14 protein-coding genes are annotated in these 14,639 nt (G+C 69.8%); 10 read left to right on the top strand and 4 right to left on the bottom strand.

Translation table 11 applies throughout. The features are described 5' to 3' along the window. Positions 1-36: 36 nt before the first annotated feature. From ACFV9C_RS05590 to nhaA, 3 genes are all read right to left on the bottom strand, one after another. Positions 37-876: an SAM-dependent methyltransferase gene (locus ACFV9C_RS05590; protein WP_380190867.1), complete on the bottom strand. Its 840-nt coding sequence runs from the start codon at positions 874-876 to the stop codon at positions 37-39. Positions 877-978: 102 nt separating this feature from the next. After that, complete coding sequence (locus ACFV9C_RS05585; protein ID WP_380190866.1) at positions 979-1,419, bottom strand: rhodanese-like domain-containing protein; 441 nt, start codon at positions 1,417-1,419, stop codon at positions 979-981. Positions 1,420-1,484: 65 nt separating this feature from the next. Then, complete coding sequence (gene nhaA / locus ACFV9C_RS05580; RefSeq protein ID WP_380190865.1) at positions 1,485-3,365, bottom strand: Na+/H+ antiporter NhaA; 1,881 nt, start codon at positions 3,363-3,365, stop codon at positions 1,485-1,487. 109 nt (positions 3,366-3,474) lie between these two features. Between nhaA and ACFV9C_RS05575 the strand changes: the two genes are divergently transcribed. The 3 genes from ACFV9C_RS05575 to ACFV9C_RS05565 all read left to right on the top strand — a co-directional run bounded on the left by ACFV9C_RS05575 (position 3,475) and on the right by ACFV9C_RS05565 (position 6,190). Next, complete coding sequence (locus tag ACFV9C_RS05575; RefSeq protein ID WP_380190864.1) at positions 3,475-4,167, top strand: GAF and ANTAR domain-containing protein; 693 nt, start codon at positions 3,475-3,477, stop codon at positions 4,165-4,167. Between the two features lie 172 nt (positions 4,168-4,339). Beyond that, positions 4,340-5,485, top strand: a complete 1,146-nt coding sequence (locus ACFV9C_RS05570) for an ROK family protein (protein ID WP_380190863.1) — start codon at positions 4,340-4,342, stop codon at positions 5,483-5,485. A gap of 36 nt (positions 5,486-5,521) precedes the next feature. Beyond that, complete coding sequence (locus ACFV9C_RS05565) at positions 5,522-6,190, top strand: GNAT family N-acetyltransferase (protein ID WP_380190862.1); 669 nt, start codon at positions 5,522-5,524, stop codon at positions 6,188-6,190. Here ACFV9C_RS05565 and ACFV9C_RS05560 read toward each other — a convergent pair. Continuing rightward, positions 6,131-6,670: a CGNR zinc finger domain-containing protein gene (locus ACFV9C_RS05560; protein WP_380190861.1), complete on the bottom strand. Its 540-nt coding sequence runs from the start codon at positions 6,668-6,670 to the stop codon at positions 6,131-6,133. The two genes, ACFV9C_RS05565 and ACFV9C_RS05560, sit on opposite strands and share 60 nt — an antisense overlap. Positions 6,671-6,817: 147 nt before the next feature. On the opposite strand from ACFV9C_RS05560, the gene alr reads away from it, so the two are divergent. From alr to ACFV9C_RS05525, 7 genes are all read left to right on the top strand, one after another. Further along, entirely contained in the window at positions 6,818-7,948 is a 1,131-nt protein-coding gene (gene alr / locus ACFV9C_RS05555; RefSeq protein ID WP_380190860.1) for an alanine racemase, read from the top strand. Continuing rightward, complete coding sequence (locus tag ACFV9C_RS05550) at positions 7,945-8,901, top strand: D-alanine--D-alanine ligase (RefSeq protein ID WP_380190859.1); 957 nt, start codon at positions 7,945-7,947, stop codon at positions 8,899-8,901. Before alr ends, ACFV9C_RS05550 begins: the two co-directional genes overlap by 4 nt. Further along, a complete protein-coding gene (locus ACFV9C_RS05545; RefSeq protein WP_380190858.1) occupies positions 8,898-9,509 on the top strand; it encodes a M15 family metallopeptidase in 612 nt (203 codons plus the stop codon). Before ACFV9C_RS05550 ends, ACFV9C_RS05545 begins: the two co-directional genes overlap by 4 nt. Before the next feature lie 74 nt (positions 9,510-9,583). Next, the gene (locus tag ACFV9C_RS05540; RefSeq protein ID WP_380190857.1) at positions 9,584-10,063 is read left to right on the top strand and encodes an NAD(P)H-dependent oxidoreductase subunit E; all 480 of its coding nucleotides are present in this window, start codon (positions 9,584-9,586) and stop codon (positions 10,061-10,063) included. Then, complete coding sequence (locus tag ACFV9C_RS05535) at positions 10,060-11,571, top strand: formate dehydrogenase beta subunit (protein WP_380190856.1); 1,512 nt, start codon at positions 10,060-10,062, stop codon at positions 11,569-11,571. Before ACFV9C_RS05540 ends, ACFV9C_RS05535 begins: the two co-directional genes overlap by 4 nt. Continuing rightward, positions 11,568-14,387, top strand: a complete 2,820-nt coding sequence (gene fdhF / locus ACFV9C_RS05530) for a formate dehydrogenase subunit alpha (protein WP_380190855.1) — start codon at positions 11,568-11,570, stop codon at positions 14,385-14,387. Before ACFV9C_RS05535 ends, fdhF begins: the two co-directional genes overlap by 4 nt. Further along, a complete protein-coding gene (locus ACFV9C_RS05525; RefSeq protein WP_380190854.1) occupies positions 14,380-14,598 on the top strand; it encodes a formate dehydrogenase subunit delta in 219 nt (72 codons plus the stop codon). Before fdhF ends, ACFV9C_RS05525 begins: the two co-directional genes overlap by 8 nt. Positions 14,599-14,639 lie beyond the last annotated feature (41 nt).

Here is a 14,639-nt window from a genome sequence, read left to right as displayed (position 1 = left end):
GTGCCGCGCAGTAGGCGTGGGGCCGGGAGGCACCCCCTACTTTTCCGCGACGCCGCCGTAGATGGCGTCGCGGACGCCGGGTTCCGGTTCGTCCTCGAGGCGGCCGCCGGGGACGTGCCAGTCGACCAGCCGGACGATGCCCGGCTCGAGGATCTCCATGCCGCCGAACAGCGACGAGATCTGCTCCACCGAGCGGAACGCCAGCGTCGGGAACGCGTGCTTGATCTTCTCCTGCAGCTCGGTGACCAGCTCGTCGACCGCGCCGCCGTCGCCGGGGTTGCACGCGTGCGTGATCGCCAGGAAGGACCCCGGCGGCAGCGCGTCGACGTACTGCCGGGCGACCGCCAGCGTCTCGTCGTAGTCCGCGATGTGGTGCAGCATCAGCGCCATCACCAGCGCGACCGGCTGACCGGGGGCCAGCAGGTCCGCGATCGGCTGCTCGGCCAGCACCTCGGCCGGCTTGGTCAGGTCGCCGGAGACGAACTGGGTCCGGTCGTTGTCGAGCAGCAACGCCCGCCCGTGGGCGACCACCGACGGGTCGTTGTCGACGTACACCACCAGGGACTCCACGTTCACGCGCTGGGCGATCTGGTGGGTGTTCTCGGCGGTCGGCAGCCCGGAGCCGGCGTCGATGAAGCGCCGTACGCCGCGCTCCTCGGCCAGCCAGGTGATGACCTCCTTGAGCCAGCGCCGGTTCGCCCGGGCCCACTCGGGAGCCTCCGGCGCGACCTTCATGATCTGCCGGTACAGCTCACGGTCGCACTCGTAGTTGTCCTTGCCGCCGAGGAAATAGTCGTAGACGCGGGCGACACTCGGGTTCGCCGTGTCAATACCGAACGCGACCAGTCCGCCGTCGTACCTCGGCTGATCGGTCACGCTGTCTCCTCACGTCGGCTCTCGTCCGAGCGTAACGTACAGAGAGTCAGCCTTTCACCACGGCGTGTTCAAGGGATGTAAAACCTCAACAGTCACAGGGGTTCAGCACGCACACGCGACGCCGCGAGGCGCGCTGAGCGGGTCGGACTCGCGCCGCTCGACGCCGGCCGCGGTCTCGATCGGACCGCCTTCGCGCACCCAGTACTCGAACCCGCCGATCATCTCCTTCACCGGGTACCCGAGCCGCGCGAAGGCCAGCGCCGCCTGGGTCGCCGCGTTGCACCCGGGACCCCAGCAGTACGTCACCACGGTCGCCCCCTCCGGTACGACGTCTGCCGCCGTACGCTCGGTGATCTCGCGGTGCGGCAGGTGGACCGCGCCCGGTACGTGGCCCTGGTCCCAGCTCTCCTGGCTGCGGCTGTCGATCAGCACCCAGCCGGTCACGCCCGCGCCAATGTCCGCGGCGACATCGGCCGGGTCCGTCTCGTACGCCAGCCGCCCGGCGAAGTGCGCGACGGCGGCCTCATCGATCTGCTTGGTCATGACGCCCAGCGTCAGGGATTCCGCCGTACGGCGACAGTGGCAGAAATGCCCTAGTACGTCAAGATTCAGCCACGACGGATCTTCGACCGCGCCCGTGCCACCTTGATCGCCTGCTTGAGCGTGTCCACGTCGTAGGCCCCGTAATGGCGCTGACCGTTCACGAAGAACGTCGGCGTACCGGACACGCCGCTGGTGTCCGCGGACTCGACGTCCTGCGCGACCCGAGCGGCGGCCACGTGCCGTTTCACCTCGTCGTGCAACCGATCGGTGTCCAGATCGAGCTGTTCCGCGTATGCCATCAGGTCCTTCGGCTGCAGGTTCTCCTGGTTCGCGAGCAGCAGGTCGTGCATCTCCCAGAACGCGCCCTGCGCGGCGGCGCCCTCCGCGAACTCCGCCGCGATCTGCGCCCGCGGGTGCACGTCGGACAGCGGCAGGTGCCGCCAGACGAAGCGCAGGTCGTCGTCCTGCAGGATGTCGCGGACGATCGGCTCCGCGAGCCCGCAGTACGGGCACTCGAAGTCGCCGTACTCGACCAGCGTCACCGACGCGTGCTCCGGGCCACGGATGTGGTCCCGCTCCGGATCGACCGGGTCCGTCAGGTCGAGCAGTTGCTCCGCGTCGCCGAGCAGCGCGAGCGCCTTCTTCGGCGGCGACAGCAGCTTCGCGGCGCGGAACACCACCCAGGTGAGCGCCGACGCCACGATCACCGCGGACAGCAGGCCGACCTTCGCCTCGGCGAGCTGCGCGCCGCCGAACGCGATGGTTGCGATCAGCAACGAGACCGTGAAGCCGATGCCGGCGATCGTGCCGCTGCCGAGCACCGAGGCCCAGCCGACGCCCGGGCGGACCCGGCCGCCGCTGATCCGTTCGAGCAGCCAGGAGATCCCGGTCACCGCGATCGGCTTGCCGACGACGTACCCGAGCAGGATGCCGAGCGTGATCGGCGAGGTGAACGCGCGGCCGAGGAAGCCGGCGTCGATCGTGACGCCGGCGTTCGCGAGGCCGAACAGCGGGACGATCAGGTAGCTGGTCCACGGATGGTAGAGGAACTGCAGGCGCTCGTTCGGCGAGATCGTGGTGGTCAGGCCGACGGTCGCGGAGCGCGCGAGCTCCGGCGTCGGCTGCTCGCGGAACAGCCGGAACAGGCCGGTCGCCTCCTCGAGTTCCTCACGACCGGGCGAGTACGCCGGCGCCGTCAGGCCGATCGCCAGCCCGGCGACCACCGGGTCCACACCGCTCTTCAGCAGGGCGGCCCACATGAGTACGCCGAGAACGACGTACACCCAGGGCTTGCGCACTTTCAGGAAGGCCAGCGTGAGGACGACGACGAACGCGACGACGGCCAGCACGAGCGGCACTAGCTTGACGTCCGCGCTGTAGACGACCGCGATCACCACCAGCGCGAGCAGATCGTCGACCACGAACACCGTGAGCAGGAACACCCGGACCCGATCCGGTACGCCGCGGCCGACCAGCGCGAGCAACCCGAGCGCGAGCGCGGTGTCGGTGGACATCGCGACGCCCCACCCGTGCGCGCCCGGCCCACCGCCGTTGAAGGCTGCATAGATCAGGACCGGCGCGACCATCCCCGCGACGCCGGCCAGCATCGGCAGCACGAACCGGCTGCGCTCCCGCAGGTCGCCCAGGTCGAACTCCCGCCGCGCCTCCAGGCCCACAACCAGGAAGAACAGCGTCATCAGCCCGCTGTTGATCCACTCCCGCAGGTCCAGCCCGAGCTCACGATGCCCCAGCCCGATCGACAGCTCGGTCCGCCAGAAGCCGTCGTACGTCCCGGGGGCCACGTTCGCCCACACCAGGGCGACGACGATCGCCGCCGCCAGTACCCCCGAGCTGCCCGCCTCGGTCCGCAGGAACGAGCGCAAGGGCGCCGCGAACTCCCGCCGCCAGTCGGTCCGCCCACCCAACAGACCAGCCACGTCCGCCATACGCACACTGTAAGCGGAGGGCTCTGTTTCTCGGGGCGGCTAACACTCTTCGGTCGTCGGCCTGCATGATGTGCGGTGCCCGACCGCAGTCCACGCCCTGGAGATTCCAGTGACTGAGCCCGATCTCGCCAACTCGGCGGATACGTTCGCCCGGCTGGCGATCGAGCTGCACGACGCGCCCGGTGTCGAGGAGACGATCGACGCGGTGGTGCAGTTCGCCCAGCAGGCGTTGAGCTGCACGTACGCCGGCGTCGCCCTGTACACCCGGGGTTCGCAGGCCGAGATCGCCGCCGTGACCGATCCGGTCGTGACAGCCTTCTACGAACGGCAGATCGCCACGGAGAGTGGTCCGCTGATCACGGCTCTGCGGGACCGTACGGCGGTCCTGATCCACGACACCGCCACCGACGACCGCTGGCCCGAACTCCGGACCGAGTCGCCGGCGATCCGCAGCGTGCTCGACGTACCGTTGGCGACCGGTGACGCGCCGCGACGTACGGTCGGGGTGCTGGGGCTGTACGCCGCCGAGCCGGACGCGTTCACCGCCGACGACGAGGCGATCGCGTACGTGCTCGCGCAGCACGCGTCGGTCGCGGTCGCGTCGGCGCGGCACGAGGAGACGATGGCGCAGGCGGTCGACGCGCGGAAGCTGGTCGGCCAGGCGATGGGGATCCTGATGGAACGCTTCGACGTGGACGGCGACCGGGCGTTCGCGATCCTCAAGCGGTACTCGCAGGACACCAACACCAAACTGCGCGACGTCGCCCAGCAACTCATCGATACGCGCAAACTCCCGCACTGACCATGACGTGACCGGGATCTGACACCGTTGTCCCCCCGCCGCGCCGGGTAAACCGTTGCATACTGCGAGGTGAGCCTGACGCCGGGACTTGTGCGGCCAGTACCGCGGACCGGGTCACGTCTCGGCGTCACAAGCCCGGTCCCCGCCGACGCCGCCACGTTACGCTGGCGCAATGGGTGAGTGGCGGCCGTTGGCGGGGCCCTCGCGGCAGGTGGCGCTGGAGATCCTGCTGGACGGGCCGTTGTCGCGGGCCGAGCTGTCCCGGCGGGTCGGTCTCTCCCCGGGCAGTCTCACCCGGCTGACGAAGCCGATGGTGGAGTCCGGCCTGCTGGTCGAGGTCGAGGGCGGCCCCACCGACGCGCGGGTCGGCCGGCCGTCGCAGCCGCTCGACCTGGACGCGAACGCGCACCACTTCGTCGGCATCAAGCTCACCGGCGACTCCGCGATCGGCGTACTGACGACCCTGCGCGCCGACGTCCTCGCCAGCGTCGAGCGCCCGATCCTCGACCAGACGCCCTCGGCCGTGGCGGAGCTGGTGCTCGAGATCACCGACGAGCTGCAGCTCCAGGTCCCGGGCGGTCGTCCGCTCACCGGGCTCGGCGTCTCGATCGGCGGGCGGGTCGCGAACCGGTCCGAGGTCCGCTGGGGCCCGTACCTGAATTGGGTCGACGTACCGTTCGGCGAGATCCTCGCCGCGCACACCGCCGTACCGATCGTGCTCGCGAACGACCTGACCTCGCTGACCGAGGCCACCCACTGGTTCGGCGCCGGGCGGAACTCGGACCGCTTCATCCTGGTCACGGTCGGGGCCGGCGTCGGGTACGGGCTGGTCGTCCACAACCAGGTGGTGGACAGCCCGGACGTCACGCTCGGGCTGATCGGTCACTACCCGCTGCTCCCGGACGGTCCGCGCTGCGACCGCGGCCACCGCGGCTGCGCACTCAGCCTGCTGACGGTGAGCGCGATCACCAGCCAGCTCGGTACGGCGCTGGGCCGGACGGTCGGGTACGACGAGGCGCTCGACCTCGCGGCGAAGGGGGATCCGGCCGCGCGCGAAGTGGTCGGGCGGGCGGGCCGGGCACTGGGCAAGCTGATCGCGGCGGCGGCGAACTTCACCATGCCCGAGCTGGTCGTGCTCGGCGGCGAGGGAATCCGGCTGGCGGAGGTCGCGCACGAGGAGCTGCTGGCCGGGCTGCACGCCGACCGGCATCCGTCGGCGGCCGAGCTGCCGATGGTGCTGCAGCCGGCCGACTTCAGCGAATGGGCGCGCGGGGCGGCGGTGGTCGCGATCCAGACCTTCGTTCTCGGGACCGAGTAACTGTCTATCTCATTCTAGTCAGTTACACTCATCGTCATGATGAGGCGATGGCTGGAAGGCTGGCGGCTGTGCCGCGGCCTGGAGCCGGTGATCGAGTACCCCGACGCGTACGCCGCCGTACTGCGCTTGCCGGGGCGGGAGCGCGAACTGTTCACCCGCACCGACGACGCAGCAACCGTGGACCGCCTGGCGTCGTCCCTCCCGGAGGACACCTGGCTGACGGTGACCACGCAAACCGGCGACCAGGTCGCGACACAACTGCTAGCCGCAGGCACCCATCCCTTCCCCGAACACAAGACCCTCATGTCGATCGACCTCCACCGGCATCCACAACCGCAAGTGGCTGACGACTACCGACTGGAGCTCACAACGGACGGGGCGCTCGAGTATGTGCGGGTGGTGGACCGGGGCGGTGTGGTGGCGGCGCGGGGGATGGTGGCGGTGGTCAGAGTGGATGCTGTGATGCACGACATCCAGACCGATCCGGCGCACCGGCGGCGTGGGCTCGGCAGCGTGGTGATGGGGGCGCTGGCCGGCCGGGCCATCGAACGCGGGGCGCGGACCGGTCTGCTGATGGCAACCACCGACGGCTTCCACCTGTACCGGAAGCTCGGTTGGGCGGCCGAGGCGACGATGGTGACGGCGTCAGGTGCTCGCCTTGGCCCGGTGCGCGGCGACCTTGGTCCGGTTCTGGCAGGCGGTTGAGCAGAACCGCTGGGTGCGGCTGCGCGTCGAATCCAGGAACAGGTCGTCACACCGCGCCGCCGCACACCGCCGTACCCGCTCCAGCTCAGCGCTGCCGAGCACCATCGCCACCGCGGTCGCGAACTCCGCAAGCCACCCGGCCGCCCCATCCGGACTACCGAAGTGCAGGTGCCACGGCTCCCCCACCTCGCAGGTGAGCTGCGGCGCCGCCTTCGTCTCCTGCAGCAGCCGGTTGACAAGCGCCGCCGCAGCGTCGACGTCGGGCAGAACACTCAGCGCCTCGTACAGCGTCTTCGCACCAGCCGCGTAGTCGGCAGGATCGACAACCGGCGGCCGCTTGGTGGTCAACCGCAGTACGGTGTCCACCGCCGCGGCGTCCACGGCCCGCGCCGGGCGCCCTTGCCGCATCGTCGAACCGAAGCTGTTCGCCAGCGCGATCCCGGCCGTCAACGAGTCCTGCAGGTGATCGGTGGCTTCCACCGCTCCAGTATCGGCGAAAAGTTCGCCGGACCGGACGATCTCATTCACCGGGATGAGCGGTGTCATACCACGGTCGTAGTCGGCACCGGCAGACATCCGTCCTGACTCCGATGATGCCGATCGTTGCCGGAAACAACAATGATCGGCATGTACCTCGTCCAGTCCCACCACCGCCCGGCAACGCGTGGGATCGCCGGCCTGGCGGAGGCGGTCGTCGACCTCTCCGCCGTCCGGGAGAATGTCCGGAGTTTCCGGGAACGTGTTCCGCAGCAGCTGATGGCGGTCGTCAAGGCCGACGCGTTCGGCCACGGCGCCGTACCGGTCGCCCGTGCCGCGGTCGAGGCGGGCGCGAGCTGGCTCGGCGTCGCGCACGCCGCCGAGGCGCTGCAATTGCGCGCGGCCGGCCTGCAGGTACCGATCCTGACCTGGCTGTACGACGCCGCCGAGCTGATGCTCCTCGCCGACGTCGACGTCAGCGTTTCCACCGTTGCCGAACTCCAGCGCGTTGTCTCCACCCCATCCGTCCACTCCGTGCACTTGAAGCTGGACACCGGACTCCACCGGGCCGGCAGTGCACCTGACCAGTGGATCGAGCTCACCCGAACGGCGGCGCACTACGAGGCGCTCGGCGCCGTCACGGTCCGCGGGATCTGGTCGCACCTCTCCCACGGCAGTTCCGCCGACGCCGTGGAGAGCGCGCGACAGCTGCAGTTCCTGCGGGCCGGGGTGGGTCTCGCCCGCCGGGCCGGGCTGCGGCCGAGCGTCGTACACCTGGCCAACTCGGCCGGGGCGCTGACGCTTGACGCACCGGACACCGACTTGGTCCGGGTCGGTGCCGGACTGTACGGGATCGACGAGCTCGGTATCGGGCTGCGGCCGGCGATGCGGCTGGTGAGCAAGCTGGCTCAGGTACGCCGGATTCGCGCCGGCGAAGGGGTTTCGTACGGCCACGAGTTCGTCGCCGAGCGGGACACCACGATCGGCCTGGTCCCGATCGGGTACGCCGACGGGATCCCCCGGGTCGCCGGGCGGCGCGCGAGCGTGCTGTGTCACGGCGTACGGATGCCGGTGATCGGGCGGATCGCGATGGACCAGTTCGTCGTCGACGCGGGCGACCTGCCCGTCCAACCGGGCGCACCCGTGACGATCTTCGGCCCCGGCACGTCCGGCGAGCCGACAGCCGCGGACTGGGCCGACTGGGCGGGCACCATCCCGCACGAAATCTACTGCGGCATCGGCCGCCGGATCCCCCGGCGCTACGAGGAAGGCGCGCGATGAGGGTCGCGATCGTGATGGGTGGTGCGAGTCCGGAGCACCAGGTGTCGCTGGCGAGCGGCAGGGGGATCGCGAAGGCGGTCGATCTCCTCGGGCACACGGCGATCCCGCTGGTGATCGATGCCGAGGGCAACTGGCAGGACGGGCAGCACGAGGCGATCGAGATCCTGCAGGCGTGCGACGTCACGATCCCCGCGCTGCACGGCGAAGGCGGTGAAGACGGCCGCCTGCAAGGGTTCTTCGACCACCTGCACATCCCGTACGTCGGCAGCGGTGTCGCGGCCAGCGCGGTCGGGCTGGACAAGCACCTGACCAAGGCGGTGCTGACGGCGCACGGTATTGCCGTCACGCCGGGGGTCGCGCTGCGTGGGAACGAGGTGACCGACACCGAGGCGATGCTGCAGAAACTGAAGGCGGCCGGGCTGGACTACCCGCTGTTCGTCAAACCCGCGAACGGCGGTTCGAGCTTCGGCGTCACCCGTGCGACGAACCTCTCGTCGCTGCTTGCCGCGGTCGCGGACGCCGCGCCCGATGTGCTGGTAGAGCGGGAGATGGCCGGCCGGGAGATCGACCTCGCGGTGCTGGAGTTCCCCGACGGGCGGATCGAGACGGCGCCGGCGCTGGAGATCCACGCGGATCCGGAGCAGCCGTTCTTCAACGCGGCGGCGAAGTACGACAGCGGCGCAACGCGGTTCGTCGTACCGGCGCCGCTCGACGCCGCGCTCGCGGACCGGTTGCGCCGTACGGCGATCGAGGTCTTCGAGGTCCTCGGCTGCGCGGGGCTGGCGCGGGTCGACTTCTTCGTACCGGCCGACGGGGAGCCGGTGGTGAACGAGATCAACACGTTCCCCGGGTTCACACCGGCGTCGCAGTTCCCGCGGATGTGGGCGGCCGCTGGGCTGTCGTACGCCGAGGTGGTCGACACGCTGATCCGTACGGCGGTGGCGCGCGGATGACCGTACTGCTGAGCGACGACCGGATCACCGCGATCCCGGCGATCGAGAACGGCGAGCCGCTGATCGACCTGTCCACCAGAGGATTGTCGACAACCGGACAGCAGTTCACGCGGGAGAGCGTGGCGGATCGGCTGGCTCTCGCGGACACGTTCCTGCCGGCCGGGATCCGGTTGCACGTGGTCGAGGGGCTGCGGCCGGCGGAGAGCCAGCGGGAGATCTACGACAGGTACTGCGCGGAGCTGGCGCGGCTGCATCCCGGGATCGCGGAGGCCGACGTACACGTGCTGGCCAGCCGGTTCGTGTCGCCGATCGAGGTGGCGCCGCATGTCGCGGGCGCGGCGGTGGACCTGACGCTGGTCGGGGCCCACGGACCGCTCGATCTCGGGACGCCGATCGACGCGACACCCGAGCAGAGCAACGGTGCGTGCTTCTTCGCGGCGGACAACATCAGCCGGGAGGCGCGGACGAACCGGGCGCTGCTGGCCGACGTACTGACGGCGGCCGGGATGGTCAACTATCCGACGGAGTGGTGGCACTGGTCGTACGGCGACCGGTACTGGGCGTTCGTGGAGGATCGGGCCAGCGCCGTCTACGGACCCATGGAGTGATAGACGCTGCCTATCGGGTGATAGGCAGCGTTGCTTTGACTGCGGGCCGTTGGCGACGGAATGTTGTATACATGATGAGTGAGGTCGTGATCACCGCCCCCGTCCGGGCCCGGCGCGTCCGCGAGATCGCCACGGAGCTGGCCGGGCTTCGCGGCCCGTTGTTGCCGATCCTGCATGCGGTGCAGGAGGAACTCGGGTACGTCGACCAGCCCGATGTGGCGGTGATCGCCGACGTACTGAACCTCGCGGTCGCCGAGGTCCACGGCGTCGTCACGTTCTACAAGGACTTCCGGCGTACTCCGGCCGGCCGCACCACGGTCTCCATCTGCCAGGCCGAAGCCTGCCGCTCGGTCGGCGCGGTCCCCCTCGCCGAACACGCCCAACGCTCCGTCGGCTGCTCCTTCGGCGAGACCACCACCGACGGCCGCATCACCCTCGAAGAGATCTACTGCTTCGGCAACTGCGCACTGGGCCCAGCAGTCCAAGTCGCCGGCAGGTTGTACGGCAGAGTGACGCCCGCCCGCCTGGACGCCCTCCTCGGGGAGGCGCGATGAAGGTGTATGTGCCGAGGGACTCGGCGGCGCGTTCGGTGGGCGCGGACCAGGTTGCTGAGCGGGTCGGTCTGGTGGACGGGGTGCAGGTGGTCCGCACCGGGTCGCGGGGGATGTTGTGGTTGGAGCCGTTGGTGGAGGTGGAGACGGCTGAGGGGCGGGTCGGGTACGGCCCCGTGGCGGCTGAGGATGTGGATGGGTTGGTGGCCGCGGGGATGCTGGACGGGGCGGAGGTTGGGCCCTACCTCGGGCTGGTGGAGGAGCTGCCGTGGATGCGGCGGCAGGAGCGGTTGACGTTCGCTCGGGTCGGTGTTGTGGATCCCTTGTCCACCGTGGATTACGAGGCGCATGGCGGGATCGCCGGGCTGCGGGCCGCCCTCGCGATGTCGCCGGCTGACGTGGTGGAGAGCGTGGTCGAGTCGGGGCTGCGCGGACGAGGCGGCGCCGGGTTTCCGACCGGGATCAAGTGGCGGACCGTTCTGAACGCCGAAGCCGACCTGAAGTTCGTGTGCTGCAACGCGGACGAGGGCGACTCCGGTACGTACGCGGACCGGATGCTGATCGAAGGCGACCCGTTCACGCTGATCGAGGGAGTGACGATCGCCGCGTACGCCGTCGGCGCCGCGGAAGGGTACGTCTATCTGCGCTCGGAGTACCCGGACGCGGTCGAGACGCTCGAGGCCGCGATCGCGCAGGCGCGGGACGTTGGCTGGTTGGGGCCGGACGTGCTCGGCTCAGGGTTCGGCTTCGACCTGCACGTCCGCGTCGGCGCCGGCGCGTACATCTGCGGCGAGGAAACCTCCATGCTGGAAAGCCTGGAAGGAAAACGCGGGATGGTCCGCGCCAAACCCCCGATCCCCGCACTACAAGGACTTTTCGGCCGACCGACCGTCGTCAACAACGTGTTGTCCTTGGCAACAGTCCCCGCGATTCTCGCCGACGGCGCGGCCGCGTACACGGCCTATGGCGTGGGACGCTCCCGCGGTACGAGCGTGTTCCAGCTCGGCGGCAACGTCGCCCGCGGCGGCATCGTGGAAACCGCCTTCGGGATCACGCTCGGCGAGCTGGTGAACGACTTCGGCGGCGGTACGTCGACCGGGCGGCCGGTGCGGGCCGTCCAGGTCGGCGGACCGCTCGGCGCGTACCTGCCGGTCGAGCAGTTCGGCCTGCCGATGGACTACGAGGCGTTCGCGGCCGCCGGCGCGATGGTCGGGCACGGCGGGATCGTGGTGTTCGACGACACCGTCGACATGGCCGCGATGGCACGGTTCGCGTTCGAGTTCTGCGCGGCCGAGTCGTGCGGCAAGTGCACGCCGTGCCGGGTCGGCGCGGTCCGCGGCGTCGAGACGATCGACCGGATCGTGTCCGGCACCGACCGGCAACAGAACCTGGTCCTGCTCGAGGACCTGTGCGAGCTGATGACCGACGGCTCGCTCTGTGCGATGGGCGGCCTCACCCCGATGCCTGTCCGCAGCGCCGTCCGCCACTTCGGAGAGGACTTCACCGTATGACGCTCCTGAAGGAACCTGACTTCGGTACGCCGGCCCGGCCCGGCGAGGCCACGGTCGAGCTGACCGTCGACGGTGTCGCCGTCCAGGTCCCGCCCGGTACGTCGGTGCTGCGCGCGGCGAAGCAGGCCGGGGTCGACGTACCGAAGCTGTGCGCGACCGACAACCTGGAGGCGTTCGGGTCGTGCCGGTTGTGCGTGGTCGAGATCGACGGTGTGAAAGGCACTCCGGCGTCCTGTACGACGCCGGTCGCCGACGGGATGACGGTTCGCACGCAGAACGAACGGCTCGGGAGACTCCGCCGTGGCGTGATGGAGCTGTACATCTCCGACCATCCGCTCGACTGCCTGACCTGCTCCGCGAACGGCGACTGCGAACTGCAGGACATGGCCGGCGTGACCGGTCTCCGCGAGGTCCGGTACGGCTCCGGCGTCGAGGCCGGCGCGAACCACATGGACCTGCCGACGGATTCCTCCAACCCGTACTTCGATTTCGAGGCGTCGAAGTGCATCGCCTGCTCGCGGTGCGTCCGCGCGTGCGACGAAGTACAGGGAACGCTGGCGCTGACGATCGAGGGCCGCGGGTTCGAGTCGAAGGTCGCGGCCGGTGCCGGCGTACCGTTCTTCGAGTCGGACTGCGTGTCCTGCGGGGCGTGCGTGCAGGCCTGCCCGACCGCGACGTTGCAGGAGAAGTCCGTCGTCGAGCTCGGGATGCCGACGCGGACCGTGCTGACGACGTGCGCGTATTGCGGTGTCGGCTGCTCGTTCAAGGCCGAGCTACGCGGTGACGAGCTGGTCCGGATGGTCCCGTACAAGAACGGCGGGGCGAACGAAGGGCACTCGTGCGTGAAGGGGCGGTTCGCCTTCGGGTACGCGAGCCACCCGGACCGGGTGCTCGAGCCGATGGTCCGCGCAACGATCGCGGACGAGTGGCGGACGGTGTCCTGGGACGAGGCGATCACCTTCACGGCCCGGCGGCTGCGCGAGATCCAGGCGCAGCACGGGCAGGGTTCGATCGGCGCGATCACCTCGTCGCGGACCACGAACGAAGAGGTGTACGCCGTCCAGAAGCTGGTGCGGGCCGTGTTCGGCAACAACAACGTCGACACCTGCGCGCGGGTCTGCCACTCGCCGACCGGGTACGGGCTGAAGCAGACGTTCGGGGAATCCGCCGGAACGCAGGATTTCCGTTCCGTCGACGCGGCCGACGTGATCCTGGTGATCGGCTCCAACCCGACCGACGCGCACCCGGTGTTCGGGTCCCGGATGAAGCAGCGGCTCCGGCAGGGCGCCAAGCTGATCGTGATCGACCCGCGGCGGATCGACCTGGTCCGCTCGCCGCACGTCGAGGCCGCGTACCACCTGGAGCTCGCGCCTGGGACGAACGTCGCGATCGTCAACGCGCTCGCGCACGTCGTGGTGACCGAAGGCCTGGTGGACCGGGAGTTCGTGAACAGCCGGTGCGAGGGCTTCGAGGCGTGGGAACGGTTCATCGCCCAGCCGGAACACAGTCCGGAGGCGGTTGCCGGGATTTCCGGCGTACCGGCGGAGACGATCCGCGAGGCGGCCCGGCTGTACGCGACCGGCGGGAACGCCGCGATCTACTACGGTCTCGGCGTCACCGAGCACAGCCAGGGCTCCACGATGGTGATGGGCATGGCGAACCTGGCGATGGCGACCGGCAACATCGGCCGGCCCGGCGTCGGCGTGAACCCGATGCGCGGACAGAACAACGTGCAGGGGTCGTGCGACATGGGCTCGTTCCCGCACGAGCTGCCCGGCTACCGGCACGTGTCGGACGACGACGTACGGTCGGTCTACGAGCACCTCTGGGGTACGCCGATCCTGAACGAGCCCGGGCTGCGGATCCCGAACATGTTCGACGCGGCGATCGACGGCTCGTTCAAGGCGCTGTTCGTACAGGGCGAGGACATCGCCCAGTCGGACCCGAACACGCAGCACGTGTTCGCCGCTCTCGGTGCGCTGGACCTGCTCGTCGTCCAGGACCTGTTCGTCAACGAGACCGCGAAGTTCGCGCACGTGTTGTTGCCGGGGACATCGTTCCTGGAGAAGGACGGCACGTTCACGAACGCCGAGCGGCGGATCAACCGGGTGCGGCCGATCATGGCGCCGCGGACCGGGAAGCAGGAGTGGGAGATCGTCTGCGAGATCGCGCAGGCGATGGGGTACCCGATGCACTACGACTCGTCCGCGCGGATCATGGACGAGATCGCGCTCACCACGCCGACGTTCGCCGGGGTCTCGTTCGGCAAGCTCGACGAGGTCGGCTCGATCCAGTGGCCGTGCGACGCCGACCATCCGGCCGGTACGCCGATCATGCACGAGGACGAGTTCACCCGCGGCCAGGGGCGGTTCATGGAGACCGTGTACGTGCCGACGTCGGAGCGGTCGACGCGGAAGTTCCCGTTGATCCTGACGACCGGGCGGATCCTGTCGCAGTACAACGTCGGCGCGCAGACCCGGCGGACGGCGAACGTCGCGTGGCATCCGGAGGACGTGCTGGAGATCCATCCGCACGACGCCGAGGTGCGCGGAGTGACCGACGGCGATCTCGTCGCGCTGTCGAGCCGGGTGGGGCGGACGGAACTTCGCGCGCGGATCTCGGACCGGATTCCGGTCGGGGTCTGCTACACCACGTTCCACCATCCGGTGAGCGGCGCGAACGTGGTCACCACCGACAACTCCGACTGGGCCACCAACTGCCCCGAGTACAAGGTCACCGCGGTCCAGGTGACCTGGTCCCACACCCCGTTGGATCCGCCCTCGAGGCGGCGGTTGCCGGAGGCAACCGATGAGTGAAGGCGTGCCACCGTACGTGCGGCTGGCGAACGAGATCGCCGCCCAGTTCGCGCACCGCTCCCCCACGGACGCGGCGACGGCGATCGCCAACCACATGAAGGCGGTCTGGGACCCCCGCATGAAACAGGCCCTCATCACCCACGCCAACTCCGGCGCCGCCGACCTGGCCCCCGCCGCAGCCCTCGCCGCCCAACAACTCCAAGCCCGGTGACCCACCCCACCCCCGACGGGCACACGCCCTCACCCGAGGCG

This window comes from Kribbella sp. NPDC059898 (genome assembly GCF_042730855.1).
Taxonomy (GTDB): domain Bacteria; phylum Actinomycetota; class Actinomycetes; order Propionibacteriales; family Kribbellaceae; genus Kribbella.
This window is presented reverse-complemented; position numbering and strand designations above follow the sequence as displayed.